This is a genomic window from Micromonospora sp. NPDC023644 (genome assembly GCF_040640115.1).
In the GTDB taxonomy this organism is placed as follows: domain Bacteria; phylum Actinomycetota; class Actinomycetes; order Mycobacteriales; family Micromonosporaceae; genus Micromonospora.
The window spans coordinates 245997-268579 of the sequence record NZ_JBFABA010000004.1 but is presented as its reverse complement, the minus strand read 5'-3'; the positions used below and the strand labels follow the sequence as shown (position 1 = coordinate 268579).

Sequence of the window (22583 nt, the reverse complement as noted above, 5' to 3'; positions counted from 1 at the left end):
CTGGGCGGGGTCAGTGGCCGCCGTCCTCCTGGCCCTCGTAGCCGCCCTCACGCTCGATGATCGGCGACGGGGGCGCCGCCGGGGTGAGCGGCACGGCGACGGGCGCGGGGCCGGTGATCGTGACGCCGTTGCCGAAGTCGAAGGTCACGAAGACGTTCTGGCCGGAGCGCAGCGCCTCGTTCAGGCCGACGAGCTGGAAGAACCGGTCGGACCCGGTGTTGAGCTGCACGTAGCTCAGCGGCGGGATCTCGATCCGGGCCGGCTCGCCGGCCGGGGCGGCCGGGCTCTCCGGCGCGGACGGGCTGGCCGACCCCGACGGGCTCCCGGTGGCGCCCGGGCTGGCCGGCGCCGACGGGCTCTCGGAGGTGCCCGGGCTGGCCGGCGCCGACGGGTCGGGCGACGGCGAACCGCTCGGGGACACCGACGGGCTGGCGGTCGCGCCGGCGCCGGCGATCACCACCTCGCGGGCGCTGTCGGTGGAAACGGTCACGGTGACCGGGTTTCGCGAGTCGTTGTAGATCACGGCGTTCAGGACGGCGTTGGCGCCCGCCTGGTAGCCCTCGGTGCCGGGGAACTCGACCAGCAGGCCGCGGACCGCGTACTCGCCGTTGCGGGCCGACAGGTTGACGCCCTGGACCGACGGCTCCTTGTTGGCGGTCTCGGAGACCTGGCCGGCGCCGCAGCCGGACAGCAGCAGCCCGGTCGCCGCGGCCATCCCGGACAGCAGCAGGGCCGCCCGCCGGGAACCCCTGATCGAGCGCGTCACGTCGGTCCTCCTCGTCACGATCCCACCCGGTGCTCACGCCGGGGGTGGTGGCCCTGCCCGCGCAGACCGCGCTCCAGGGTAGTTGGGCCTGATCCACCCCCGCACGCCGACCCGGAGATGCCACCGGAGGGGGCGCGCGTCACACCAGTCGGCCGCTCGTGACCAGCAGGACGACGTCGATGAGGGCGACCAGCATCACGGCCCGGAAGGCGGCCACCTGCCGGCCTCCGGCCCGGGCGGCGGCGCGCCCGCCGTACCAGCTCAGCGGCGGCACCACGACGGCGGTCGCGACCGCGGCGACGCCGACGCCCGACGGCGGCCCGGGCGGCCCGAGGGCCAGCGTGGCGGTCGCCGCGAGCAGCAGCAGCGCGGCGGCGGCGCGGCTGCCGGCCGGACCCAGCCGGTGCGGCAGCCCGCGCACCCCCGTCCGGGCGTCGTCGGCCAGGTCGGGCAGGACGTTGGCGAAGTGCGCCCCGGCGCCCAGGCAGGCCGCGGCGGCGACCAGCCAGACCGGCGGGACCACCGCCCCGGGCAGCGCCAGCACGACGAAGGCGGGCAGCGAACCGAAGGAGACCGCGTAGGGCAGCACCGAGACCGGGGTCGACTTCAGCGGCCAGTCGTAGAGCAGCGCGGAGAGCAGCCCGAGGGTGGCGCAGAGCGCGGCGGCCGGGCCGGTCGCCAGCGCCAGCGCCGGGGTGGCGAGCGCGGCCACCATCGCGGCCACGGCCGTCGCGCGCCGGCCCACCGCGCCGGCGGCGACCGGTTTGTCGGTACGCCCCACCGTGGCGTCCCGCTCCGCGTCGAGCGCGTCGTTGGCCCAGCCGACGGCGAGCTGGCTGGACGCCACGGTGAGCACCACGGCGAGGACCCCGACCGGCCGGTGCCCGACGCCCCACGCCAGCAGCCCGGCCACCGTGGTGACCGCGGCGGCCGGCTCCGGGTGACTCGCCCTGACCAGCCCTAGCACCGTTGGCGACATGAGGGAAGTCTGGTCGTTACCGGGCAGTCGTGCCACGCTCGGTCCATGCCAGACGCGGGCCGCACCCTGCCACGCAACGATCCGCGCCAGTACGACGACCTGGCCGGCGAGTGGTGGCGGCCGGACGGGGCGTTCGCGATGCTGCACTGGCTGGCCGAGGCCCGCGCGGCGCTGGTGCCGACGGCGTCCCGTCCCGGCGCCCTCCTCGTCGACCTCGGCTGCGGCGCCGGGCTGCTCGCCCCGCACCTGGCCGGCAAGGGCTACCGGCACGTGGGCGTCGACCTCACCCGGTCGGCCCTGGAGCAGGCCGCCGCGCACGGGGTGAGCGTCGTCAACGGCGACGTCACCGCCCTGCCGCTGGCGGACGGCTGCGCCGACGTGGTCGCTGCGGGCGAGTTGCTGGAGCACGTGCCGGACTGGCGGCGCGCGGTGGCCGAGGCGTGCCGGCTGCTGCGGCCCGGCGGCCTGCTCGTCCTGGACACGTTGAACGACACGGCGCTGAGCCGGCTGCTCGCCGTGCGGATCGCCGAGCGGCTGCCCACGGTGCCCAGGGGCATCCACGATCCACGGTTGTTCGTGGACGCCCGGGCGCTGGTGGCCGAGTGCGCCCGGCACGGGGTCGACCTGCGGCTGCGGGGCATCCGGCCGGGGGTGCCCGGCCTGCTCGGCTGGCTGGCCCGCCGGATGCGCGCCGCCGACCGTCCGGGCGCGGTCCCGGGTGGCCGTCCGCACGCGACGGTCGCCGGCCCGACGCCGCGGATCGTGCCGACGTGGTCGACCGCCGTGCTCTACCAGGGGCGTGGTCGACGGAGCGGATAGCGGTGCCCGTCCCTGGGTAGGGAGAGGGCCGAGAAGGGGGCTGTATGACGCAGCACGCGCTGGAGGCGGCTCGCCGCCTGGCACCGAGGCTGGCCGCCCGGGCGGCGGAGCACGACCGGGACGGCTCGTTCCCGGCCGAGGACTTCCGGGACCTGCGCGAGGCCGGGCTCTTCGGCCTGATGGTGCCCACCGCGCTCGGCGGGATGGGCGCCACCTTCGCCGAGTACGCCGCGGTCGCCACCGAGCTGGCCCGGGGCAACGGCGCGACGGCCCTGGTCTTCAACATGCACGCCTCGGTCACCGGTGCGCTCGGCGCGGTGACCGAGGAGCTGGCCGAGGCGCTCGGGGTGCCGGACGAGGCGCTGGCCGCCAGGGACCGGCTGCTGCGCGCCGCCGCCCAGGGCTCCTGGTACGCCGTGGCGATGAGCGAGCGCGGCGCCGGCGCCCGGCTCTCCCAGCTCAGCACCGTCTACGAGCCGACCGACGGCGGTTGGCGCCTCAAGGGCAGCAAGACGTTCTGCTCGGGGGCCGGGCACGCGGACGGCTACCTGGTGGCCGCCCGCAGCGCCGCCGACCAGTCGGTGGTCTCCCAGTTCCTGGTGCCGGCCGGCGACGGGCTGACCGTCGAGCCCACCTGGGACTCGCTCGGCATGCGCGCGACCTCCTCGCACGACCTGCACCTGGACGTGACCGTGCCGGCCGACCGGCTGCTCGGGGGCGTGGAGGGGCTGGCCCTGGTGGTCGCCCAGCTCATGCCGCACTGGCTGGTGGCCAGCTACGCCGCCGTCTACGTCGGGGTCGCCCGGGCGGCGGTCGACGCGGCGGCCGAGCACCTGAACGCCCGCAACCTCGCCGGCCTGCCGGCGGTCCGGTCCCGTCTCGGCCGGGCCGACGCGGCGATGGCGGCGGCGCAGCTGGTGGTCGCGGAGGCGGCCCGCCGGGTGGACGAGGCGCCGGGCGACGCGGAGACCAACCGCTGGGTCTGGCGGGCCAAGCTGCTCGCCGGCACCACCGCCGCCGAGGTGGCGGCGTCCATGCTGGAGGCGGCGGGCACGTCCGCCACCCGGCGGGGGCATCCGCTGGAGCGGCTCTATCGGGACGCCCGCTGCGGCTCGCTGCACCCGGCGACGTCGGACGTCTGCGCGGACTGGCTCGGCATCGCCGCGCTGGGCGGCGACCCGGACCGCGACACGACGGTCCCTCGTTGGTGAGCGTGGGGAGTCCGCCGAGGCGGCGGACGCGCGGGCGCACGGCGCGGGGGGCCCGTCCAGGGGCGGGGTGGGCCGCCCGGTGCGCAAGGTCGGACGAGAGGTGGGCATGGTGGCCGTACCGGTGATCGCGGGGCTGGGGACGGCACACCCGCCGTCGGCCGCGCAGGACGACCTGTGGGAGGGCTTCTTCTCGAAGCACTTCTCCGGCAGCACGCGGGCGCTGGCGCAGCGGATCTTCGCGCACTCGGGGGTCACCCGCCGCCAGGCCGCCGTGAACCCGTTGCTGGAGGACGTCTCCGACTGGCCCACGGAGCGGCGGATGCGCCGCTACCTGGTCGAGGCGCTGCCGCTGGGCAAGGAGGCGGTGGGCCGGGCGCTGACCGCCGCCGGCCTGTCCGCCGGCGATGTCGGGCTCTTCGTCGTCTGCTCGTGCACCGGGTACGCCACCCCGGGGCTGGACATCCTGCTCGCCCGGGACCTGGGCATGGCCCCGGACACGCAGCGCCTGTTCGTCGGGCACATGGGCTGCTACGCCGCACTGCCGGGGCTGGGCGCGGCGAGCGACTTCGTCACCGCCCGGGGCCGGCCCGCGCTGCTGCTCTGCGCGGAGCTGACCAGCCTGCACATCCAGCCCTCCAACGCCCGGGTGGACACCCAGCAGATCGTCTCCCACGCGCTCTTCTCGGACGCCGCGGTCGCCGCCGTGGTCGTCCCCGGCGGCCGGGGGTACGCGCTGCGCGAGGTCACCTCCGTCACGGACACCTCGACGGCCGACCACATGACCTGGGACGTCACCGACACGGGCTTCCGGATGGGGCTGTCGCCGAAGGTGCCGCAGGTGCTCTCCACGCACGTCCGGGGCCTGGTCGAGGGGCTGCTGGCCCGGCACGGCACGACGCTGTCCGAGCTGGACGGCTGGGCGGTGCACCCGGGCGGTCCGCGTATCCTGAACGTGGTCGAGCGGGAGCTGGCCCTGCCGCCGGAGGGCCTGGCGGCGTCCCGGGCGACGCTGGACGAGCACGGCAACTGCTCGTCGCCGACGGTGCTGCTGATCCTGGACCGGCTGCGCCGGGCCGCGTCGCCGCCGCGCCGGGTGGTGATGCTGGCGTTCGGCCCGGGCCTGACCCTCTACGCCGCGTTGCTCGAACGACAGGAGTGAACCGTCGCGCGGGGCGGTTACCCTCTGGTAATGGACGCCGATGCGGCAGGCCGGCCGGAATCCGGGCCGGACGCGGGTGAGCACGCGACTCCCGCCGGGGCTGACGACCGGCTGCGCACCGCCGTGCTGGCGGTGGCGGGGCTGGCCGCGCTGGTCGGCGGAGGCTGGTGGTGGCAGGCCGAGGCGCCCCGCACCGGACCGGTCGGCGTCGCTTCGAGCGCCGCACCGCGGGTCGGGGGCGGGTCCGCGGCGGCCCGGGTCCAGGCCGTCCCGCCGGAAGGGCCGGTGAGAGCGAGCAGCTTCTGGCTCGTCGACCCGAAGACCGGCGACGCGACCAGGACGGACCCGCGCAGCGGCCTCACCTTCCGGGTCGACCCGCGCAGCGGCGACGCCGTCCGGACCGACGTCGGGCCCGCGGGGCCGGACGCCCGCCGGTTCATGGACGGACGGCTCGACGAGGCCGCGCGGGGCAGCCGGCTGGACTCGTTCCCCGACACGGTCTGGTCCGCTCAAGGTCGGCTGGGCCCTGCGGAGGGGCTCGTCAAGCACGCCTCCGCCGAGGGCGGGGCCCGGCACCTGCTCCAGTTCCGCTGCGTCGGCCCCGGCGAGCTGCTGATCGTGATCGACGGGGCCCGGGCGGCGGACCCGATCACCAGCGCCTGCGACGGCTCGGTCACCTCGACAGAGGTCACCGGGAGGGGCGGGCCGTTCCAGGTCTCGCTGTCGAGCGCCAACGCCGAGCCGCTCCGGGTCGAGGCGCAGCTGGTCGCCCTGCCCTGACCCCGCCTCGGCACCCGCCGGGGTGTCCCGAGCGCACCGGTGGGCGGCGTCGTCGCGCGGGTGGCAGCGGGTCCGGGGGCGGTGCGTCGGGCGGTGGCGGGCCCGGCCGCTCAGGCGAGGCGGGCCAGGTCGGCGCGGTAGTCCTCGGCGGAGCGCACCTCGGGCACCACCTTGACGAGGACGCCGGCCCGGTCCACCAGCAGCGCGGTGGCGGCGCCGGGGCGGGCCGGCAGGTGCAGGAAAGCCCGCAGCCCGCCGGCCGGGTCGGCGAGCGGTCGCACGGTCGCCCCGGCGGGCGGCGTGCCGCGTACGGGCCGGTCGCCGGCGACGGTGACCACCGTCACGCCGGCCGGCGCCAGGGCGGCCGCGGTGGCCACGTCCTGCGGGCAGGGGCAGCCGTCCACCAGGATGATCATCGCCGGCACCAGTGCGCGCAGGGGCACCGGTGACTGCCCCGCGTCGACCAGGTCCAGCGCGGGCAGCGGCCGTCCGGCCGACCCGGCCGGCGGCGCGTACGGGGTGGCGGCGGGCTCCGGGGTGGACCGGCCGGAGGACCGGGGCCAGGTGACCGCCGCGAGGCCGGCCAGGGTGGTCAGCACCGCCACCAGCAGCACCAACAGGGGCAGGGCGAGCGGGGAACGGGCCACCCGGCGCGCGGCGGCGCGGCGGGGCGTCGCGCGCAGCTCGCGGCGGATCTGCTCGGCCTCGGCCGCCAGGGCGGAGGCGTCGTCCGGCACGACCACCCGACCCCACTCCGGCGGCAGGTCGGGCAGTCCGGGGCCGTCTGCGTCGGGCTTGCCCATCGGACCCCCAGGACGTCTCGGCGAGCGGACAGCGGCTCGACCTCCAGCGTCCCGCACCCGACGGGCTCCCGCTACACCTGGGCGCGTACCCGGCTGGCCGGCTACCATGGGAGGAGCGCATAGCCCTTGATCTCGACGTTCGCGTCACTCGTACCGGGACGTCATCTGAGCGTTACGGAGCGTGGTCAAACCACCGGTTTGGCGGCCTGTCAAGCTGAAGAAATACCTCTCACAGGGCCCCTGAGCTGCGCCAACGGTCAGGACAGCGGTGAGACATCGGTGCCTGAGCGTGTTACCCTAGACACAGCGAAAGGGGTTTCGAACCTATGGTTTTCAGTGTCGGCGAGACCGTTGTTTACCCCCACCACGGGGCCGCACTCATCGAGGCAATCGAGACTCGGGTCATCAAGGGCGAGCCTAAGCAATACCTCGTCCTGAGGGTCGCACAGGGTGACCTGACGGTCCGGGTGCCCGCCGAGAACGCCGAGATCGTGGGTGTGCGCGAGGTGGTCGGCGAAGAGGGCCTCGGCAAGGTCTTCGACGTGCTCCGTGCACCGCACACCGAGGAGCCGACCAACTGGTCGCGGCGTTACAAGGCGAATCTGGAGAAGCTGGCCTCCGGTAACCCGCTGAAGGTTGCCGAGGTCGTGCGCGACCTGTGGCGCCGGGAGCGGGAGCGGGGTCTCTCCGCGGGTGAGAAGCGCATGCTGGCGAAGGCCCGCGACATTCTCGTCGGCGAGGTCGCGCTGGCCGAGAAGAGCACCAAGGACGAGGCGGAGACGCTGCTCGACAAGGTCCTCACCGAGGCCTAGTCCCCACAGCATCGTCGTACCCGATTCGTAGCGAAGAAACCACCGAGGACCGCGACGTGACCGCGCAGCTCAATCCGCGCGGTGACGTCGCGGTCCTCGTGCCTGCGGCCGGTGCCGGCGTGCGGCTCGGCCCCGGCCGGCCCAAGGCGTTGCGCCTGCTCGGCGGCGAGCCTCTGCTGGTGCACGCCGTCCGCCGGCTCGCCGCCGCGCCGTCGGTGCACACCATCGTCGTGGCCGCCCCGGCCGCCGAGGTGGCGGCGGTGCGCGACCTGCTCGCCCCGGTCGCCCCGGTGACCGTGGTGCCCGGCGGCGCCGAGCGGCAGGCGTCGGTCGCCGCGGCCCTCGCGGCGGTGCCCGCCGGCCCGGAGATCGTCCTCGTGCACGACGCCGCCCGGGCGCTGACCCCGCCCGATCTGGTGGAGTCCGTCGCGGCGGCGGTCCGCGCCGGGAGCGACGCGGTGATCCCGGTGCTTCCCGTGGTCGACACGATCAAGGAGGTCGGTGCCGACGAGGTCGTCCTCGGCACCGTCGACCGCTCCGCGCTGCGGGCGGTGCAGACGCCGCAGGGCTTCCGCCGGGCGGTGCTGACGGCCGCGCACGCCGCCGCCGGCGACCCGCTCACCGACGACGCCGGCCTGGTCGAGAAGCAGGGCGTCCCGGTGTCCTGCGTCCCCGGTTCGGAGTACGCGCTGAAGGTCACCCGCCCGTTCGACCTGGCGCTGGCCGAGCACCTGCTCGCCGCCGGCGCCTGACGCGTACCCTCTTCGCATGATCGTTCCCCGGGTGGCCATCGGCACCGACGTGCACGCCTTCGAGGCGGGCCGGCCGTGCTGGGTGGCCGGTCTGCTCTGGCCCGACCAGGACGGCCTGGCCGGGCACTCGGACGCCGACGTGGCCGCGCACGCCGCCTGCAACGCGCTGCTCTCGGCGGCCGGCCTCGGGGACCTGGGCGCAAACTTCGGGGTGGGGCAGCCCGAGTGGGCCGGCGCGTCGGGCGTCGCCCTGCTCGGCGAGAGCGCCCGCCGGGTGCGGGCCGCCGGCTTCGCGATCGGCAACGTGTCCGTGCAGGTGATCGGCAACCGGCCCAAGATCGGGCCGCGCCGCGAGGAGGCCCAGCGGGTGCTCTCCGAGGCGGTCGGCGCGCCGGTGACCGTCTCCGCGGCCACCACCGACGGCCTCGGCTTCCCCGGGCGCGGCGAGGGCCTCACCGGCATCGCGGTGGCCCTGGTGTACGAGGCTCCGGCCGCCTAGGCTCGCCGCGATGTCCAGCGACGCCACCTCCGACCGCTCCGCCTTCGACGGCTACGTCCAGCGCGCCCAGCTCCTCGCTGAGCTGGGCCGCTACGACGAGGCCGCGGGCGAGCTCTCGTACGCCGTCGCGCTCGAACCGGCCAGTGCCGGGGCGCTGACCATGCTGTCCCGGGTGCACCTCGCGGCCGGCCGGCCGACCGAGGCGCTCACCGCCGCCGACGCCGCGGTCGCCGCCGCCCCCGAGGCCGTGCCGGCGCTGGTCGCCCGCGCGCTGGCCCTGAGCGACCTGGAGGAGTACGCCGAGGCGGCCCGCACCGCCGACCGGATCCTGGCGCTGGGTCCGGACGACGCGTACGCCCAGCGCAGCGCCGCGGCGATCCTGGCCGGCTCGCGCAACGGGCAGCCGGCGCTGAACGCGGCCTGGCGCGGGGTCGAGCTGGCGCCCGAGGAGCCGGAGTCGCACCTGGTGCTGGGCCTGGTCGCCGCCAACATGCAGATGTTCGACCTGGCCGAGCGGGCCTACCACGAGGCGCTGCGGCTGGACCCCCAGCTCGCCGAGGCCCGGCACGACATCGGGGTGTTGCGGCTGGAGCAGCGACGCTGGAGCGAGGCGCTGGAGCACCTCGCCGAGGCCGCCGCGATGAGCCCCGGCCGGATCGACTCCGGCCGGACCATCTCGGCCGGCCTGCGTCAGCTCGTGGTCTACGGCGCGGGCTGGACGATGGTCACCGCCGTGCTGATCGCCTGCCTGGCACCGGGCAGCGCGGGCCTCTCCCGGTTCGCGGCGGCGTTCGCGGCGCTCGGCGGGGCCCTGGTGGTCTGGCGCTTCGCCGCCCGGCTGCCCGGCCTGTCCCGGACCATCCTGCCGAGCCTGCTCCGCTCCGACCGGATCCTGGCGCTGGCCGTCTACGCGGCGGCCGTCGCGCCGGCGCTGATCCTGCTCTACGCCCTGGTCGGCACCCCGTGGCCGCTGGTGCTCGCCATCGCCGTCGCGACCGCCGCCGAGCTCGCCGTCCTCTCCCGCACCGCGGTCTAGGGGCGGCGGGCCCAGGTCCAGGCGTAGCCGTCGTCCTCGCAGGCGGTCGCGGCGTCGCAGAGGTCCAGGGGCCGGAAGGTGTCGACCATGACGGCCAGCTCGTCGAAGAAGTCGGCGCCGATGGAACGCTCGGCGGCGCCCGGCTGCGGGCCGTGGGTGAAGCCGGACGGGTGCAGCGAGATCGAGCCCTGCTCGATGCCGGAGCCGCGCCGGGCCTCGTAGTTGCCGCCGGTGTAGAAGAGCATCTCGTCGGAGTCGACGTTGTGGTGGTTGTACGGCACCGGGATCGCGTCGGGGTGGTAGTCGACCTTGCGGGGCACGAACGAGCAGATCACGAAGTTGGGGCCCTGGAAGGTCTGGTGCACGGGCGGCGGCTGGTGGATCCGGCCGGTGATCGGCTCGAAGTCGTGGATGGAGAACGCCCACGGGTACATGTGGCCGTCCCAGCCGACCACGTCGAACGGGTGGTTCGCGTAGACGTAGCGCGTCCAACCACGCCGGTGCCGGACGAGCACCTCCACGTCCTCGCCGTCGACGAGCAGCGGCGCGTCCGGTCCCCGGACGTCGCGCTCACAGTAGGGCGAGTGCTCCAGGAACTGGCCCCGGATCGAGAGGTATCGCTTGGGCGGGCCGATGTGGCCGGCCGCCTCGACGGCGAGCAGCCGGGTCGGCGCGTCGCCGGTGGGCACCAGCCGGTGGATGGTCGAGGTGGGGATGACGACGTAGTCGCCGGGCACCGCGTCGAGCACGCCGAACGTGGACTCCACCCGCAGGGTGCCGGACTCCACGTACAGGCAGTGGTCGCCGGTGGCGTCGCGGAACAGCGGGGACGGCCGGTCCGCCAGCACGTACGCGATCCGCACGTCGTCGTTGGCGAGCAGGTACTGCCGGCCGAGCACCGGGTCGGCGCCGGTGCCGTCGAGCTTGTGGGTGCGCAGGTGCCGGGGCTTGAGCGGCAGGTTCGGCACCCGGGTGAACGCCGGCGGGGTGAACTCCTCGGCCGCCACGATCGCGGTCGGCGCGTGCCGGTGGTAGAGCAGGGACGAGTCGGAGGAGAAGCCCTCCTGGCCCATCAGCTCCTCGGCGTAGAGGCTGCCGTCGGGCTGGCGGAACTGGGTGTGGCGCTTGCGCGGCACCTCGCCGACGCTGCGGTAGTACGGCATCTCGCCTCCCGGTTCGTCCCGTTCACCGATCCAATGGCGTCCGATAATCGGACGCTGTTGTCCGTTCCTTGTAGCGTCCCGTACATTCTTGTCTCGTGTCAACGCAGGTGCCCGCGCTTCTCGACGGCCTCGTCGACGACGCCGCCGTCTTCCCGCCCGGCAGTGCGCCGCTGCCCGACGCCGTCGCCGCGCACCGGCGGCACCGCACCTCCTGGTACGCGGACCTGGTCGGCCCGCTCCTGGTGCCGGCCACGAGGCTGCCCGAGCTGGCCGGTCTGCTCGGCGCCGACGAGTGGATCGCGGTCGGCGTCATCGGCGACGTGCCGCTCGACCGGCTCGACGAGGTGCGCGCCACGGCCGACCCGCGCATCCGCGTCCGTCAGGTGGAGGCGGCGGTCGCCAGGCGCGGGGAGGACCCGCTGCCCGGCCTGACCGAGCTGGTGGCCCTGGCCCGCCGGGCCGGTGCCGGCCCGGCCGCCCTCGACGCCGTCTACGCCGAGCTGCCGCTCACGTTCGGGCTGATGGGGGCGCTGGACGCGCTCGCCGCCGCCCGCGCCGAGGGGGTGCCGGTCGCCGCGAAGTTCCGCACCGGCGGGCTGGCCGCCGAGCTGTTCCCCACCCCGGCGGAGCTGGCGGCGGTGATCTGCGCCTGCCGGGACCGGGGCCTGCCGTTCAAGCTGACCGCCGGGCTGCACCAGGCGGTCCGGCACCTGGACCCGGAGACCGGGTTCACCCACCACGGCTTCGTCAACGTGCTCGCGGCGACGCTGGCGGCCGCCGGGGGCGCCCCGGTGGCCCGGGTCGCCGAGCTGCTCACCGCGGCCGATCCGCGCCCGCTGGTGCAGCTCGCCGAGGCCGGGCTGGCCGGCCCGCGCCCGCTGTGGATCGGCTTCGGCTCGTGCAGCATCCTGGAACCACTGACCGATCTGATCCGGCTGGGGCTGGTGAACGGGGGCTTCGACGTATGAGCGAGCGTCAGCGAGCGAATCATCTTTGCGGGCCGGTGGTGCCTCAGGCCGGCCTGGAGCGCAGCGGAGGGCCGGCATGAGCTGGGTGAGTGGTGCCGACGGTTCGCCGTACGGGGTGGCCAACCTGCCGTACGGGGTGTTCCGCCGCGCGGAGGGCGCGCCGCGCGTCGGCGTACGCATCGGCGACTTCGTGCTCGACCTGGCCGGCGCGGAGGAGGCCAGCCTGGTGCTGGCCGCCGGGACGCTGGCTCGGCCCACCCTCAACGACTTCATGGCCCTCGGCCGCCCACAGTGGACGGCCGTCCGGCAGCGGGTGACCGAGCTGCTCACCGACACCGCCCACCGGCCGGCGGTGGAGCCGCTGCTGGTGCCCCTGGCCGAGGCGCGGATGCAGCTGCCGTTCGAGGTCGCCGACTACGTCGACTTCTACTCCTCCGAGCACCACGCGTCCAACGTGGGCCAGATCTTCCGCCCCGGCCAGCCGCCGCTGCTGCCCAACTGGAAGCACCTGCCGATCGGCTACCACGGCCGGGCCGGCACGGTGGTCGTCTCCGGCACCCCGGTGGTGCGGCCGAGCGGGCAGCGGGCCACCCCGCAGGGCCCGGTCACCGGCCCGTCCGTACGCCTCGACATCGAGGCCGAGGTCGGCTTCGTGGTCGGCGTGCCCAGCGCGCTGGGCGACCGGGTCCCGACCGACGACTTCGCCGACCACGTCTTCGGCGTAGTGCTGGTCAACGACTGGTCGGCCCGCGACATCCAGGCCTGGGAGTACCAGCCCCTCGGCCCGTTCCTGGGCAAGTCCTTCGCCACCTCGATCTCGGCCTGGGTGACCCCGCTGGACGCGCTGGGCGACGCCTTCGTCCCCGCCCCCGAGCAGGACCCGCCGGTCGCCGACTACCTGCGCGACGTGCCGCACCTCGGGCTGGACCTGCGCCTGTCGGTGCAGTGGAACGGTGAGCGGGTCAGCGAGCCGCCGTTCGCCACCATGTACTGGACGCCGGCCCAGCAGTTGGCCCACCTCACGGTGAACGGCGCCTCGCTGCGCACCGGCGACCTCTACGCCTCGGGCACCGTCTCCGGGCCCCAGCGGGGACAGGTCGGCTCGTTCCTGGAACTCACCTGGGGCGGCACCGAGCCGGTGAAGTTCGCCGGGGGCGAGACCCGCACGTTCCTGGAGGACGGCGACACGGTGACGATCACCGCCACCGCGCCCGGCCCGGACGGCACCACCATCGCCCTGGGCGAGGTGACCGGAAAGGTCCTCGCCGCCCGCTGACCCGCCTTCCGATCATCGACGGTCCCCGGTCGCACCAACTGTGCGACCGGGGACCGTCCTTTGCGCGTTGATCGTCGCGGATTCCGTCGCCATGCCGCGCCGGGGCCGGACCGGACGCCCCTTCCGGTCCCGGGCCCGGTCGCCGGTTGGCGTACCGACGACAGGAAGGTGACGACGATGAACGATCTCCCGGGCGCGGTCTGGCGTACCAGCAGCCGCTCCAACGACCAGGGTCTCTGCGTGGAGGTGGCCGACAACGTGGTCGACGCCCTCGGCGTGGTGGGCGTACGCGACTCCAAGGACCAGGCGGGCCCCACGCTGGCGGTCAGCCCGCCGGGGTGGGCCGCCTTCGTCGGCGCGATCAGGGCCGGCCAGTTCGGTCGCTGACGCTCGACTGTCGCGGATCGGGGCTCCCGGCGGTGGAAATTCCGCTCCGGGGGCCCCGCTGCACGTTCACCCGGCGTACCGTCGAGGCCACGGGAGGTGGCATGTCGACGGTGGCGGTCACGGAGTTCGTGCAGGCGCACGACGTCGACCTCTGGCGGCTGCTGACCGACCTGACCACCCGCACCCGGCGCTTCACCGGCCCGGTCGAGGTGCTCACCCCCGGCCGGTTCGGCCCGGGCACCGCGTGGCGGGAGACCCGTTCCCGGCCCGACGGCACCGCGCTGGTCGAGGAGTTCGTCGTCATCGAGGCCGAGCCGCCCCGCCGGCTGGTGCTCGGCTCGCGGGGCGCCGGCGTGGACTACCGGATCACCTGGACGCTGCGCCCGGTCGAGCGGCGTCGCCGGGGCTGCACCGCCGTCACCGTCGAGCAGGAGTCGGTGCCGACCGCCCCCTACGGCCGGGTGGTGGCGCTGTTGCTCGGCGGGCTGGCCGCCCGGGCGGTCGAGCGCGCGCTGCGGCAGGACCTCGCCGACCTCGCCAAGGCGGCGGCCACCAGCGCGACCGAGGCGGCCTGAGGCGCACGCCGGGCGGCCTCAAGGCGCGTCGGGGCGGCCCGAGGCGCACGCCGGGCGGTGTGAAGGCGGGTCGGGGTGGTCCGAGGCGGATGCCGGCAGGGGCGCCGCCGGAACCCCCGCCCGCCGGTGACCTGACAGGGCTCTGGCCGGCCCGGCTGGGTAGGGTGCCGGGCGGAGGTGTGGCATGGGGTTCCCGAAGGGCCGGCGGCGGGTCGCGGTGGCGGTCACGGCGCTGCTCGCCACCGCCGCCGTCGCGGCGACGGTCTACCGGGTGCTCGCCCCCGCCGAGGTCAGCACGCCCGCCCGGGCCGGGTACCCGCCGGCCGCGTCCCCCGTCGCCGGCGTGGTCGGCCGGCTCCCCGTCGCCCCGCTCGTCGTGGACGGCCGGCTGCGGGTGTACGCGGCCCACCGCCAGGTCTACGCCGACCGGCCGGTCGACGGCCGGCACCGGACGACCCCGTACTGGTCGTACCGCCGCTGGCCGGCGGCGCTCGACGGGGTCGTGACGAGCGGGACGACGGTCGTCACCCGCTGGTCGGACGGGCGGCTGGTGGCGCTGGACGCGCGGAGCGGCCGGGTCGCCTGGCGGGCGGACGGGCCGGCGCCGGTGGGGGAGCGGACGGTCCGGCGCACCGGCGCGGCGACGGTCTGGGATCCCCGGGGGATCCTCGTGGCCCGAGGGGCCGACGGCCGGCAGGCGGTGGTGGCGGCCGGGGCGGAGTGGATGCGTGCCGTGGACCTGGCCGACGGCCGCGAACTGTGGCGGTCCCACCTCACCGTCACGGTGCCACCGGACGACGCCGACGCGTTCGTCGGCTGCCGGGACACGCTCGGCACGACCGGGTCGGGACAGGTGATGATCGTCGACTCCTGCGCGGGTCCGGCGGTGGTGGAGTTCCGCGACGCCGTGACAGGGGCGGTGGGCCTGCGCTGGCGGCCGCCGGAGGCTGGCGACGAGCTGGTGGCGACCCCGGTGGGCTGCGGCACCGGCCGGACGGGGTGCACCGGGCTGCGGACGGCGAGGCCGGGCGACGACGCGGGCCGGGGCTGGCTGCTCGGCGACGGCGAGCCGGTCGCCGCCCCGGCCCTGGACCGACCGGACGCCGAACTCGTCGGCGGGACCGCCGTGGCGGTCGTGGACGGGGTGCCCGTCGGCCGCTCGGCGCGTACGGGGGCGGAGCTGTGGCGCCGTTCCGGCCTGCCGCAGGTGCGGCTGCTCGCCGTCCAGCCCGACCGGGTGCACCTGCTGACGGAGACGAACGACCTGGTGACGCTGGACCCGGCGACGGGGGCGCAGCGCTCCTACTTCGCGTTGAACGCGGGCTCGGACGGGGTCGGCTGGGCGCCCGGCGCGGCGTACGCGGCCGGCGGGTTCGTGGCCGTCGAGCGGCTCCGCAAGCCGGTCGACCCGACGGGGGACGACCAGCGCTACTACCTGACCTCGGAGCCGGTGATCCTTGCGGCGACGTGAAACGCCGGGCCGGGGTAGCTGCTCGACAAAACGGACATAAGTTATTTATAGTCCCACTGTGCGTCTCCTGGCAGCCCTCCTGGGCGCGATCCTCATCCTCGTCACCGCGTCGCCGGCCGACGCCGCGTCGACCGGCCGGGCGGTCCGGCTCTCCCGGACCGTGGGGGTCGACATCACCGTGCCCACCTCGGCGAACCTCGGCGCCGGCTTCGTCGGCGGCGCCCTGACGGCCCAGTTGGGCACGGTCGAGGTGCGCGACTCGCGGGGGCAGGTCAACCCCAACACCTGGGTTGCCACGGTCTCCGCCACCGCCTTCGTCGCCGGGGCGGGCGGCCCGCAGCGGACGATCGCCAACAGCCGGGTCTCGTACTGGTCCGGATCGGCGGTGCGCAGCACGGGCGGCGGCACCCTGGTGCCCGGGCAGCCCACCTCGGCGCAGGCGGCGACCCTGGGCGTCACCCGCGAGGCGTTCCGCAAGACGGCTGGCAACGGCAACAACACGGTGGCCTGGGTGCCGACCATCCGGGTCGCCATCCCGAGCGACATCGTGGCGGGGACGTATCGGGGCACGATCGTCCACTCTGTAGCCTAATGGGGGATTTGCCCGGAACGGGAAGATATGACCGGCTATGAGGGCCTAGCGTGGGCCGCATGAGAAAGCCACTTCTTGCCCTGACCGCCGCCGCGGCCGCCGTGGTGGCCCTGGGCTCGCCCGCCGCGGCTTCGCCCACCGACGACACCATCGTCACCTTCACGGTGGGAGCCGCGAACCTGGACGTCTTCGCACCGCCCGGCGTGAACCTCGGTTCCACCTTCGCCGACACCACCATCCAGGGCTCGATCGGCCCGGTGCAGGTCGTGGACCAGCGCGCGGCGCTCAACGCCACCTGGGTCACGACGGTGAGCGTGACGGAGTTCGTCAGCGGCGCCGGCAGCCCGGAGGAGACCATCACGCCTAACCTGGTCGAGTACTGGTCCGGGCCCGCGACCGCCACCACCGGCACCGGCACCTTCGTCCCCGGACAGCCGACCGAGGCGGACGCCGTCACCCTCTCCACTCCCCGGACCGCCTTCTCCAAGACCTCCGGCAGCGGCAACAACTCGGCCACCTGGAACCCGACCATCCGCGTCGACGTCCCGGCAACGGCGGTGAGCGGCACCTACAGTGCGACGGTGACCCATTCGGTGGCATGACCCGGCCCGCGTCGTCGCCCTGGCCCTGACCCTCCTGGTCACGGTCGGGGCACCGGCGTCGGCCGCACCGCACGGGTCGGGGCCGCCGGTCCGCTCCGGTTCGATGGCGCAGGCACCGGACCTGCCCGACGCCGACCAGCCGGTGGCCGCGCGGCCCGGCCGGGACGGCCCACGCAAACCGTCGCCCAGCCCGAGCCCGGTCGGGCCGGCGTCCGCGGTCGGCATCAGGCTGCTCGACGCGCCGGTGAACCGCCGGGACGACAGCCGGGCGCACAAGTACATCGTCGACCACCTACGCCCCGGCACGACGATCGAGCGCCGGATCATGGTCAAGAACCTGTCCGGGGACCGCCGCCCGGTAGCGGTCTACGCCGCCGCCGCCGACGTCACCGGCGAGGGCTTCGTCCTCGCGCCCGGCCGCACCGAGAACGAGCTGAGCAGCTGGATCACGGTCAACCGCCCGGAACTGGACCTGGAACCGGGCGAGGAGACCGAGGTCTTGGTGACCATCGAGGTGCCGCGCGACGCCGAGGCCGGCGAGCGGTACGCGGTCGTGTGGGCCGAGGTCGCCGGTGCCGAGGGGCAGACCATACGCAACGTCGGCCGGGTCGGCGTGCGGGTCTACCTCTCCGTCGGGCCGGGCGGCGAGCCGCCCTCCGGCTTCGAGATCGGCCCGCTGACCGGCGGGCGGGAGAAGGACGGCACGCCCGTCCTCACCGCGGAGGTGCGCAACACCGGCAGGCGGGCGCTCGACCTGGCCGGCGAGCTGCGGCTCGCCGAGGGCCCCGGCGGGCTCTCGGTCGGGCCGGTGAAGGTGGAGGCGGGCACCCTCGCGCTGGGCGGCACGACCACCGCCCGGGTCGCCCTGGACCGTCGGCTGCCGGACGGACCCTGGGCGGCGAAGCTCGACCTGGCCAGCGGCTGGACGAAGCGCTCCGCCACCGGCAGGGTCAGCTTCGGGCCGCTCCCGGTGGCCGCCACCACCGCCGACCGCTCCGACGAGGTGCTCACCGGGGGGCTGGCCACCTCGGGGCTGGTCCTGGTGCTGTTCGCGGTCTACGCGTACCGACGTCGGGCCCGGGTCGGACGGCCGGTGACGGCCGCCTGAGGCCGCCGGTCCGGTCCGCGAGGGGATGGCGGACCGGACCGGCACCTGCCTCAGGCCAGCGCGCTCTCCGCCGCCGCCAGGAAGGCGTCGTTCTCGGCCGGGGTGCCGATGGTGACCCGGACCCCGTCGCCCGGGTACGGCCGGACGATGACGCCCCGCGCCTCGCACGCCTTGCCGAAGTCCACGCCCCGGTCGCCCAGCGGCAGCCAGACGAAGTTGGCCTGGCTGTCCGGCACGTCCGGGACCAGCTTGCGCAGCGCCTCCGTCACGCGGTCGCGCTCGGCCACCACGAGGGCGCACCGCCGCCGCATCTCGTCCTCCTGGGCCAGCGCGGCGAGCGCGCCCGCCTGCGCGGCCATGTTGCTGGAGAACGGGGTCACGACCTTGCGCACGGCCGCCGCCACCGCCGGCTGGCCGACCAGGAAACCGATCCGCAGGCCGGCCAGGCCCCAGGCCTTGGAGAGCGTCCGCAGCACGACCACGTTCGGCCGGTCGAGGTAGGTGAGGCCGTCCGGCACGTCCGGGTCGGTGACGAACTCGCGGTACGCCTCGTCGAGCACGACCAGCACGTCCTCGCCGACCGCGTCGAGGAACCGGTCCAGCTCCGCCCGGCGCACGGTCGTGCCGGTGGGGTTGTTCGGGTTGCAGACCACGATCAGCCGGGTCCGGTCGGTCACCGCCGCCGCCATCGCCGCCAGGTCGTGCCCGTGCCCGGCGTCGTTCGGCACCCGCACGCTGGTCGCGCCGCTGGTCGCCGCGATGATCGGGTACGCCTCGAAGGAGCGCCACGCGTAGAGGAACTCGTCACCGGGCAGGCAGGTGGCCCGGACGAGGTGCTCGGCCAGCGCCACCGACCCGCAGCCGGTGGCGATCCGGTCCACGTCCACGCCGTACCGCTCGGCCAGCGTCTCGCGCAGCGCGAGCACGCCCATGTCGGGGTAGCGGTGCACCCCGGCGGCGGCGGAGGCGACGGCCTCCACCACGCCGGGCAGCGGCCCGTACGGCACCTCGTTACTGGCCAGCTTGATCGCCTCGGGGAGGCCGAGCTCGCGGGCCAGGTCGGCCGGGCTGCGCCCGGGCACGTAGTTGGGCAGCGCGTCCAGGTCGGCGCGGGTCAGCCGCAGCGCCGGCTGGTGACGTCCGGGGTCGGTCATGGGGTGTCTCCCGAGGGGTCGGTGCGGTCGTCGGGGGTGCGGTCGTTCGGGGCGGCGCGCTCGTCCGGGGTGGTGCGTGCGCCGTTGGAGGTGCGGTTGCCGCGGGGGAGCTGGACCACCACGGTCTGCGCCCGCTTGTCGTGCAACGCCTGCCGCAGCGGGTGGTCGAAGAGCGGCGAGAGCGCGTCGACGAGCTGGAGCAGCAGGCCGAGGCCGCAGCAGTACCAGAGCAGGGTGGGCAGGCCGAGGGTGTTCCACCGGCGCAGCGCCCGGCCGAAGCCGAGCGGCTCGTTCGCGCTCGTCGGCACCACCTTGACGCCCACCAGCCGCTTGCCGTAGGTCTGCCCGCCGGAGGCCATCGTCGGCACCTCGTACGCGAGCCAGAGCGCGGTGGCGATCAGCAGGATGACGACCTGGAGGCCGCCGGCCTGTTCGCTGGGCTGCGGCAGGCCGTCGGTGGAGCTGTCGCCGGCCATCGCCCGCCGGAACACCTCCCGCCAGTACGGCGTGACCTCCTCGACCAGCCGCCAGACGAACCAGCCGTTCACCACGGCGTTCAGCGCGAAGACGATCGCGAAGTCGATCAGCCGGGCGATCAGCCGGGCGCCGAACCCGGCCAGCGGGAGCCCGTGCGGGCGGGGCTCGGGCGGCCGGCCGGGCCAACCCCCGGGCGGCCAGCCGGGCGGCGGACCGCCACCGGGCGGCCAGCCGGGCGGTGGGCCCTGCGGGTGGCCGTGCCCCTGCGGCGGCTGCCAGGGATGGGGCTGGCCCGGGTGCGGCTGGCCAGGCGGGGGTGGCCCGCCCGCGGGGGCGCCCGGCGCGGGAACCGGGGCCACGGGCGACGTCGGGGCGGGCGCGGGTGGCGGCTCGGCCGGCGGCGGGCCCTCGGGCGGGGTGGCGTCGACGGGGATCGGCGCGCCGATCCAGCCCTCGCCGTCCCAGTAGCGCCGGGTGTCCGGATCGGCCGGGTCGACGTACCACCCCGGTTCGACGCTCATGGCCTGGCCTCGCTGCGCTCGCTCACGCAGACACCTTAACGACGACGGTGCCGGCGAACTTGTCGTGGAGGCACTGCTGCCAGGGCTTGTCCCACAGCTGCCAGAGCCCGTCGAGATAGCTGAGGCCGGGCAGGAAAGCGGCGGCCAGGTACTGCACGGCGTACCGCCTGCCGGCCATCCGCCGGTCCAGCGTGGCGGCCGGGTCGAGCGGCACGACCCGCAGCTTCATCACCCGCTTGCCGAACGTCTGCCCGGTGCGCTTCATGTACTCCACGTGGTAGAGCCAGTAGAGCCCGAGCATCACCACGATCAGCCCCAGTTCGAGCAGCAGGATCGGCAGCATGAAGTCGGTCAGGAACGAGCCGGGGTCGGGCTCGACCAACGTGCCGTCCGGGTTGGTCCGGGTCAGGTCGTCCATCATGTTCCAGACCAGGAGCAGCATCGGCGGCAGGAAGAGGACCATCGCCACCGCCGTGCTCACCGCGCCGTCGATCAGCGCGGCGAGCAGCCGGTCACCGAAGCTGGCGAGCGGTCGACCGCCCGGTCCGAGCGCCGGGGCCGCGGCCGGGCGGGGCGGCCCGGCCCAGCCCGGCGGCGGTGGGGTCCAGCCCGGCGGTGGTGGGGTCCAGCCCGGGGGCGGGAGCTGGCCGGGCGGGGTGTGTTGCGGTGGCACCGCGTACCCCTGGCTGGCGGGACCGGATGGCGGCGCGAAGCCGCCGGCGGCGGGCGGGGGCCCACTGGCCGGCGGCGTCGGGTACGTCGGAGGCTGCGTCACGCCGTCAGTGTTACAGGTTGCCGCGCTTCTCCTGCTCCCGCTCGATGGCCTCGAAGAGCGCCTTGAAGTTGCCCTTGCCGAAGCCGAGCGAGCCGTGCCGCTCGATCAGCTCGAAGAAGACCGTCGGGCGGTCCTGCACCGGCTTGGTGAAGATCTGGAGCAGGTAGCCGTCCTCGTCCCGGTCCACCAGGATCTTGCGGGCCTTCAGCTCCTCGATCGGCACCCGGACCTGGCCGATCCGGGCGCGCAGCTCCGGGTCGTCGTAGTACGAGTCCGGGGTGTCCAGGAAGTCGACGCCCGCGGCGCGCATCGCGTCGACGCTGGCCAGGATGTCGTTGGTGGCCACGGCGATGTGCTGCGCGCCCGGGCCCTGGTAGAACTCCAGGTACTCGTCGATCTGCGACTTCTTGCGGGCGATCGCCGGCTCGTTGAGCGGGAACTTCACCTTGCGGGTGCCGCTCGCGACGACCTTGCTCATCAGCGCCGAGTAGTCGGTGGCGATGTCGTCGCCGATGAACTCGGCCATGTTCGAGAAGCCCATGACGCGCTTGTAGAAGTCGACCCACTCGTCCATCCGGCCGAGCTCGACGTTGCCGACCACGTGGTCGACGGCCTGGAAGAAGCGCTTCGGCTGGAGGCCGGCGTCGATCATCGGCTGCCGGTCCACGATCGGCTTGCGGGCCACGAAGCCGGGCAGGAACGGGCCCGTGTAGCGGGACCGGTCGACCAGGGTGTGCCGGGTGTCGCCGTACGCCGCGATGGCGGCGAGCCGGACGGTGCCGTGCTCGTCGCTGACGTCGTGCGGCTCCAGCAGGCCGGTGGCGCCCTGCGCGGTCGCGTGCGCGTACGCCGCGTCGACGTCCGGCACCTCCAGCGCGATGTCGGAGACACCGTCGCTGTGCTTCGCGACGTGCTCGGCGCCCTCGGCGTCCGGGCGGACCGCGCCGGTCAGCACGAACCGGGCCGAGCCGCTGGTCAGCACGTACTGGGCGTGGTCCCGGTAGCCCTGCTCCGGGCCCCGGTACGCCACGCAGGTCATGCCGAACGCGGTGGAGTAGTAGTGCGCGGCCTGCTTGGCGTTGCCCACCAGGAAGTGCACGTGGTCGAGGCCCTTGACCGGGAACGGGTCGCGGCTGATGTCGTGGTCGACTGCGCCGACGAGCACGTCGACGTCGACGTCGTCGGTCGCCTGGGGTCGGTCGATCGCCTGGGTCATCGCGGTCTCCCTCGTGTTCCGGTCGGCCTCGTGGCCGCCGCCGTCGGTCCTGTGCCGGTGTTCCTGTGGCGAGGATGCGGTGAAGTGCCGCACTGGGCAACTGTCGGGCCAGCGCCTGGTCAGGTTGCGCATTCAGTAGGGTGCGACGGCATGACTGCTGGTCAAGGTGTACAGCTCGACGCCCTGGACGCGCGACTGATCGAACTGCTCGCGGAGGAACCGCGGATCGGGGTGCTGGAGTGTTCCCGGCGCCTCGGGGTCGCCCGGGGCACCGTGCAGGCCCGGCTGGACAAGCTCGTCGAGCGGGGCGTCGTCTCAGGGTTCGGGCCGGAGATCTCCCCGGCGGCGATCGGGTTCGGGGTGACCAGCTTCGTCACCCTGGAGATCAGCCAGCGGCACGGGCACGACCTGGTCGCCGCGCACCTGGCCGCGATCCCGGAGGTGCTGGAGGCGCACACCATCACCGGCTCCAGCGACCTGCTCTGCCGGATCGTGGCCCGCTCGAACACCGACCTCCAGCGGGTGATCGACCAGATCGTCTCGTACGAGGGCATCCGCCGCGCCTCGACGATCATCGCCCTGGCCGAACAGATCCCCTACCGCACCCTCCCCCTGGTCCGCTCCGCCGCCCAGCGGTGAGGAGGGGGCCCTTCGCGCGCGTTCCCCCGTACGCCGTCGGGCC

At 75.1% G+C, this 22583-nt stretch carries 25 protein-coding genes; 17 read left to right on the top strand and 8 right to left on the bottom strand.

Translation table 11 applies throughout. The features are described from left to right. Positions 1 to 10 precede the first annotated feature (10 nt). Together AB0G08_RS05640 and AB0G08_RS05635 are read right to left on the bottom strand one after the other, a co-directional pair. Positions 11 to 766 carry a hypothetical protein gene (locus AB0G08_RS05640; protein WP_358083531.1) on the bottom strand — a complete coding sequence of 252 codons (756 nt, stop codon included), beginning with the start codon at positions 764 to 766 and terminating at the stop codon, positions 11 to 13. A gap of 139 nt (positions 767 to 905) precedes the next feature. Continuing rightward, positions 906 to 1745, bottom strand: coding sequence for a UbiA family prenyltransferase (locus tag AB0G08_RS05635; protein ID WP_358083528.1), 840 nt, complete (start codon positions 1743 to 1745; stop codon positions 906 to 908). 45 nt (positions 1746 to 1790) lie between these two features. Here AB0G08_RS05635 and AB0G08_RS05630 point away from each other — a divergent pair, with 45 nt between their 5' ends. The 4 genes from AB0G08_RS05630 (at position 1791) to AB0G08_RS05615 (ending at position 5714) form a co-directional block, all read left to right on the top strand. Then, positions 1791 to 2564, top strand: a complete 774-nt coding sequence (locus AB0G08_RS05630; protein WP_358083525.1) for a methyltransferase domain-containing protein — start codon at positions 1791 to 1793, stop codon at positions 2562 to 2564. Between the two features lie 44 nt (positions 2565 to 2608). Then, positions 2609 to 3775: an acyl-CoA dehydrogenase family protein gene (locus AB0G08_RS05625; protein WP_358083522.1), complete on the top strand. Its 1167-nt coding sequence runs from the start codon at positions 2609 to 2611 to the stop codon at positions 3773 to 3775. A gap of 100 nt (positions 3776 to 3875) precedes the next feature. Then, the gene (locus tag AB0G08_RS05620; RefSeq protein ID WP_358083595.1) at positions 3876 to 4934 is read left to right on the top strand and encodes a type III polyketide synthase; all 1059 of its coding nucleotides are present in this window, start codon (positions 3876 to 3878) and stop codon (positions 4932 to 4934) included. A 30-nt stretch (positions 4935 to 4964) separates the two neighbouring features. After that, entirely contained in the window at positions 4965 to 5714 is a 750-nt protein-coding gene (locus tag AB0G08_RS05615; RefSeq protein ID WP_358083520.1) for a hypothetical protein, read from the top strand. Between the two features lie 110 nt (positions 5715 to 5824). Here AB0G08_RS05615 and AB0G08_RS05610 read toward each other — a convergent pair whose 3' ends face one another. Continuing rightward, positions 5825 to 6517, bottom strand: coding sequence for a hypothetical protein (locus AB0G08_RS05610; protein ID WP_358083517.1), 693 nt, complete (start codon positions 6515 to 6517; stop codon positions 5825 to 5827). A 326-nt stretch (positions 6518 to 6843) separates the two neighbouring features. Between AB0G08_RS05610 and AB0G08_RS05605 the strand changes: the two genes are divergently transcribed. Genes AB0G08_RS05605 through AB0G08_RS05590 form a run of 4 tightly spaced genes read left to right on the top strand, consistent with a single transcriptional unit; the run spans position 6844 to position 9616 of the window. Continuing rightward, positions 6844 to 7329, top strand: a complete 486-nt coding sequence (locus AB0G08_RS05605) for a CarD family transcriptional regulator (RefSeq protein WP_007073334.1) — start codon at positions 6844 to 6846, stop codon at positions 7327 to 7329. 56 nt (positions 7330 to 7385) lie between these two features. Next, entirely contained in the window at positions 7386 to 8081 is a 696-nt protein-coding gene (gene ispD / locus AB0G08_RS05600) for a 2-C-methyl-D-erythritol 4-phosphate cytidylyltransferase (protein ID WP_358083515.1), read from the top strand. Between the two features lie 16 nt (positions 8082 to 8097). Beyond that, on the top strand, positions 8098 to 8580 hold the full coding sequence (gene ispF / locus AB0G08_RS05595; RefSeq protein WP_358083512.1) for a 2-C-methyl-D-erythritol 2,4-cyclodiphosphate synthase: 483 nt from the start codon (positions 8098 to 8100) through the stop codon (positions 8578 to 8580). 10 nt (positions 8581 to 8590) lie between these two features. Further along, positions 8591 to 9616: a tetratricopeptide repeat protein gene (locus AB0G08_RS05590; RefSeq protein WP_358083509.1), complete on the top strand. Its 1026-nt coding sequence runs from the start codon at positions 8591 to 8593 to the stop codon at positions 9614 to 9616. On the opposite strand, the gene AB0G08_RS05585 is transcribed toward AB0G08_RS05590, so the two are convergent. Next, on the bottom strand, positions 9613 to 10779 hold the full coding sequence (locus tag AB0G08_RS05585; protein WP_358083506.1) for a homogentisate 1,2-dioxygenase domain-containing protein: 1167 nt from the start codon (positions 10777 to 10779) through the stop codon (positions 9613 to 9615). The genes AB0G08_RS05590 and AB0G08_RS05585 overlap by 4 nt on opposite strands. A gap of 95 nt (positions 10780 to 10874) precedes the next feature. Between AB0G08_RS05585 and AB0G08_RS05580 the strand changes: the two genes are divergently transcribed. The 8 genes from AB0G08_RS05580 to AB0G08_RS05545 all read left to right on the top strand — a co-directional run bounded on the left by AB0G08_RS05580 (position 10875) and on the right by AB0G08_RS05545 (position 17758). Next, complete coding sequence (locus AB0G08_RS05580; RefSeq protein WP_358083503.1) at positions 10875 to 11747, top strand: hypothetical protein; 873 nt, start codon at positions 10875 to 10877, stop codon at positions 11745 to 11747. Positions 11748 to 11823: 76 nt separating this feature from the next. Beyond that, on the top strand, positions 11824 to 13023 hold the full coding sequence (fahA, locus tag AB0G08_RS05575) for a fumarylacetoacetase (protein ID WP_358083500.1): 1200 nt from the start codon (positions 11824 to 11826) through the stop codon (positions 13021 to 13023). A gap of 177 nt (positions 13024 to 13200) precedes the next feature. Next, positions 13201 to 13410 carry a DUF397 domain-containing protein gene (locus AB0G08_RS05570; RefSeq protein WP_358083497.1) on the top strand — a complete coding sequence of 70 codons (210 nt, stop codon included), beginning with the start codon at positions 13201 to 13203 and terminating at the stop codon, positions 13408 to 13410. A gap of 101 nt (positions 13411 to 13511) precedes the next feature. Then, complete coding sequence (locus AB0G08_RS05565) at positions 13512 to 13985, top strand: SRPBCC family protein (protein ID WP_358083493.1); 474 nt, start codon at positions 13512 to 13514, stop codon at positions 13983 to 13985. Positions 13986 to 14169: 184 nt separating this feature from the next. Further along, positions 14170 to 15456 (top strand): PQQ-binding-like beta-propeller repeat protein, encoded by a 1287-nt coding sequence (locus tag AB0G08_RS05560; RefSeq protein WP_358083490.1) that lies wholly within the window; start codon positions 14170 to 14172, stop codon positions 15454 to 15456. 58 nt (positions 15457 to 15514) lie between these two features. After that, the gene (locus AB0G08_RS05555; protein WP_358083487.1) at positions 15515 to 16048 is read left to right on the top strand and encodes a hypothetical protein; all 534 of its coding nucleotides are present in this window, start codon (positions 15515 to 15517) and stop codon (positions 16046 to 16048) included. A gap of 59 nt (positions 16049 to 16107) precedes the next feature. Further along, a complete protein-coding gene (locus AB0G08_RS05550; protein WP_358083485.1) occupies positions 16108 to 16650 on the top strand; it encodes a hypothetical protein in 543 nt (180 codons plus the stop codon). Positions 16651 to 16753: 103 nt separating this feature from the next. Then, entirely contained in the window at positions 16754 to 17758 is a 1005-nt protein-coding gene (locus tag AB0G08_RS05545; RefSeq protein ID WP_358083482.1) for a hypothetical protein, read from the top strand. A gap of 50 nt (positions 17759 to 17808) precedes the next feature. Here the strand turns inward: AB0G08_RS05545 and hisC are convergent, their stop codons facing one another. From hisC to hppD, 4 genes are read right to left on the bottom strand one after another with little or no spacing between them, the layout of a single operon-like run. Next, positions 17809 to 18912, bottom strand: a complete 1104-nt coding sequence (gene hisC, locus AB0G08_RS05540) for a histidinol-phosphate transaminase (RefSeq protein ID WP_358083479.1) — start codon at positions 18910 to 18912, stop codon at positions 17809 to 17811. After that, positions 18909 to 19910: an RDD family protein gene (locus AB0G08_RS05535; protein WP_358083476.1), complete on the bottom strand. Its 1002-nt coding sequence runs from the start codon at positions 19908 to 19910 to the stop codon at positions 18909 to 18911. The genes hisC and AB0G08_RS05535 overlap by 4 nt, the downstream gene beginning before the upstream one ends. A gap of 22 nt (positions 19911 to 19932) precedes the next feature. Then, the gene (locus AB0G08_RS05530) at positions 19933 to 20685 is read right to left on the bottom strand and encodes an RDD family protein (protein WP_358083474.1); all 753 of its coding nucleotides are present in this window, start codon (positions 20683 to 20685) and stop codon (positions 19933 to 19935) included. A 10-nt stretch (positions 20686 to 20695) separates the two neighbouring features. Further along, positions 20696 to 21901: a 4-hydroxyphenylpyruvate dioxygenase gene (hppD, locus tag AB0G08_RS05525; RefSeq protein WP_358083471.1), complete on the bottom strand. Its 1206-nt coding sequence runs from the start codon at positions 21899 to 21901 to the stop codon at positions 20696 to 20698. 150 nt (positions 21902 to 22051) lie between these two features. Here hppD and AB0G08_RS05520 point away from each other — a divergent pair, with 150 nt between their 5' ends. Beyond that, positions 22052 to 22540 carry an Lrp/AsnC family transcriptional regulator gene (locus AB0G08_RS05520; RefSeq protein WP_358083468.1) on the top strand — a complete coding sequence of 163 codons (489 nt, stop codon included), beginning with the start codon at positions 22052 to 22054 and terminating at the stop codon, positions 22538 to 22540. The last annotated feature ends 43 nt before the right edge of the window (positions 22541 to 22583 follow it).

Excerpts from the sequence above, each read along its gene's own strand:
- AB0G08_RS05635 (WP_358083528.1), bottom strand. The coding sequence starts at position 1,745 with ATGTCGCCAACGGTGCTAGGGCTGGTCAGGGCGAGTCACCCGGAGCCG.
- AB0G08_RS05630 (WP_358083525.1), top strand. The coding sequence starts at position 1,791 with ATGCCAGACGCGGGCCGCACCCTGCCACGCAACGATCCGCGCCAGTAC.
- AB0G08_RS05625 (WP_358083522.1), top strand. The coding sequence starts at position 2,609 with ATGACGCAGCACGCGCTGGAGGCGGCTCGCCGCCTGGCACCGAGGCTG.
- AB0G08_RS05615 (WP_358083520.1), top strand. The coding sequence starts at position 4,965 with ATGGACGCCGATGCGGCAGGCCGGCCGGAATCCGGGCCGGACGCGGGT.
- AB0G08_RS05610 (WP_358083517.1), bottom strand. The coding sequence starts at position 6,517 with ATGGGCAAGCCCGACGCAGACGGCCCCGGACTGCCCGACCTGCCGCCG.
- AB0G08_RS05605 (WP_007073334.1), top strand. The coding sequence starts at position 6,844 with ATGGTTTTCAGTGTCGGCGAGACCGTTGTTTACCCCCACCACGGGGCC.
- ispF (WP_358083512.1), top strand. The coding sequence starts at position 8,098 with ATGATCGTTCCCCGGGTGGCCATCGGCACCGACGTGCACGCCTTCGAG.
- AB0G08_RS05590 (WP_358083509.1), top strand. The coding sequence starts at position 8,591 with ATGTCCAGCGACGCCACCTCCGACCGCTCCGCCTTCGACGGCTACGTC.
- AB0G08_RS05585 (WP_358083506.1), bottom strand. The coding sequence starts at position 10,779 with ATGCCGTACTACCGCAGCGTCGGCGAGGTGCCGCGCAAGCGCCACACC.
- fahA (WP_358083500.1), top strand. The coding sequence starts at position 11,824 with ATGAGCTGGGTGAGTGGTGCCGACGGTTCGCCGTACGGGGTGGCCAAC.
- AB0G08_RS05570 (WP_358083497.1), top strand. The coding sequence starts at position 13,201 with ATGAACGATCTCCCGGGCGCGGTCTGGCGTACCAGCAGCCGCTCCAAC.
- AB0G08_RS05565 (WP_358083493.1), top strand. The coding sequence starts at position 13,512 with ATGTCGACGGTGGCGGTCACGGAGTTCGTGCAGGCGCACGACGTCGAC.
- AB0G08_RS05560 (WP_358083490.1), top strand. The coding sequence starts at position 14,170 with ATGGGGTTCCCGAAGGGCCGGCGGCGGGTCGCGGTGGCGGTCACGGCG.
- AB0G08_RS05550 (WP_358083485.1), top strand. The coding sequence starts at position 16,108 with ATGAGAAAGCCACTTCTTGCCCTGACCGCCGCCGCGGCCGCCGTGGTG.
- AB0G08_RS05545 (WP_358083482.1), top strand. The coding sequence starts at position 16,754 with ATGGCGCAGGCACCGGACCTGCCCGACGCCGACCAGCCGGTGGCCGCG.
- hisC (WP_358083479.1), bottom strand. The coding sequence starts at position 18,912 with ATGACCGACCCCGGACGTCACCAGCCGGCGCTGCGGCTGACCCGCGCC.
- AB0G08_RS05535 (WP_358083476.1), bottom strand. The coding sequence starts at position 19,910 with ATGAGCGTCGAACCGGGGTGGTACGTCGACCCGGCCGATCCGGACACC.
- hppD (WP_358083471.1), bottom strand. The coding sequence starts at position 21,901 with ATGACCCAGGCGATCGACCGACCCCAGGCGACCGACGACGTCGACGTC.
- AB0G08_RS05520 (WP_358083468.1), top strand. The coding sequence starts at position 22,052 with ATGACTGCTGGTCAAGGTGTACAGCTCGACGCCCTGGACGCGCGACTG.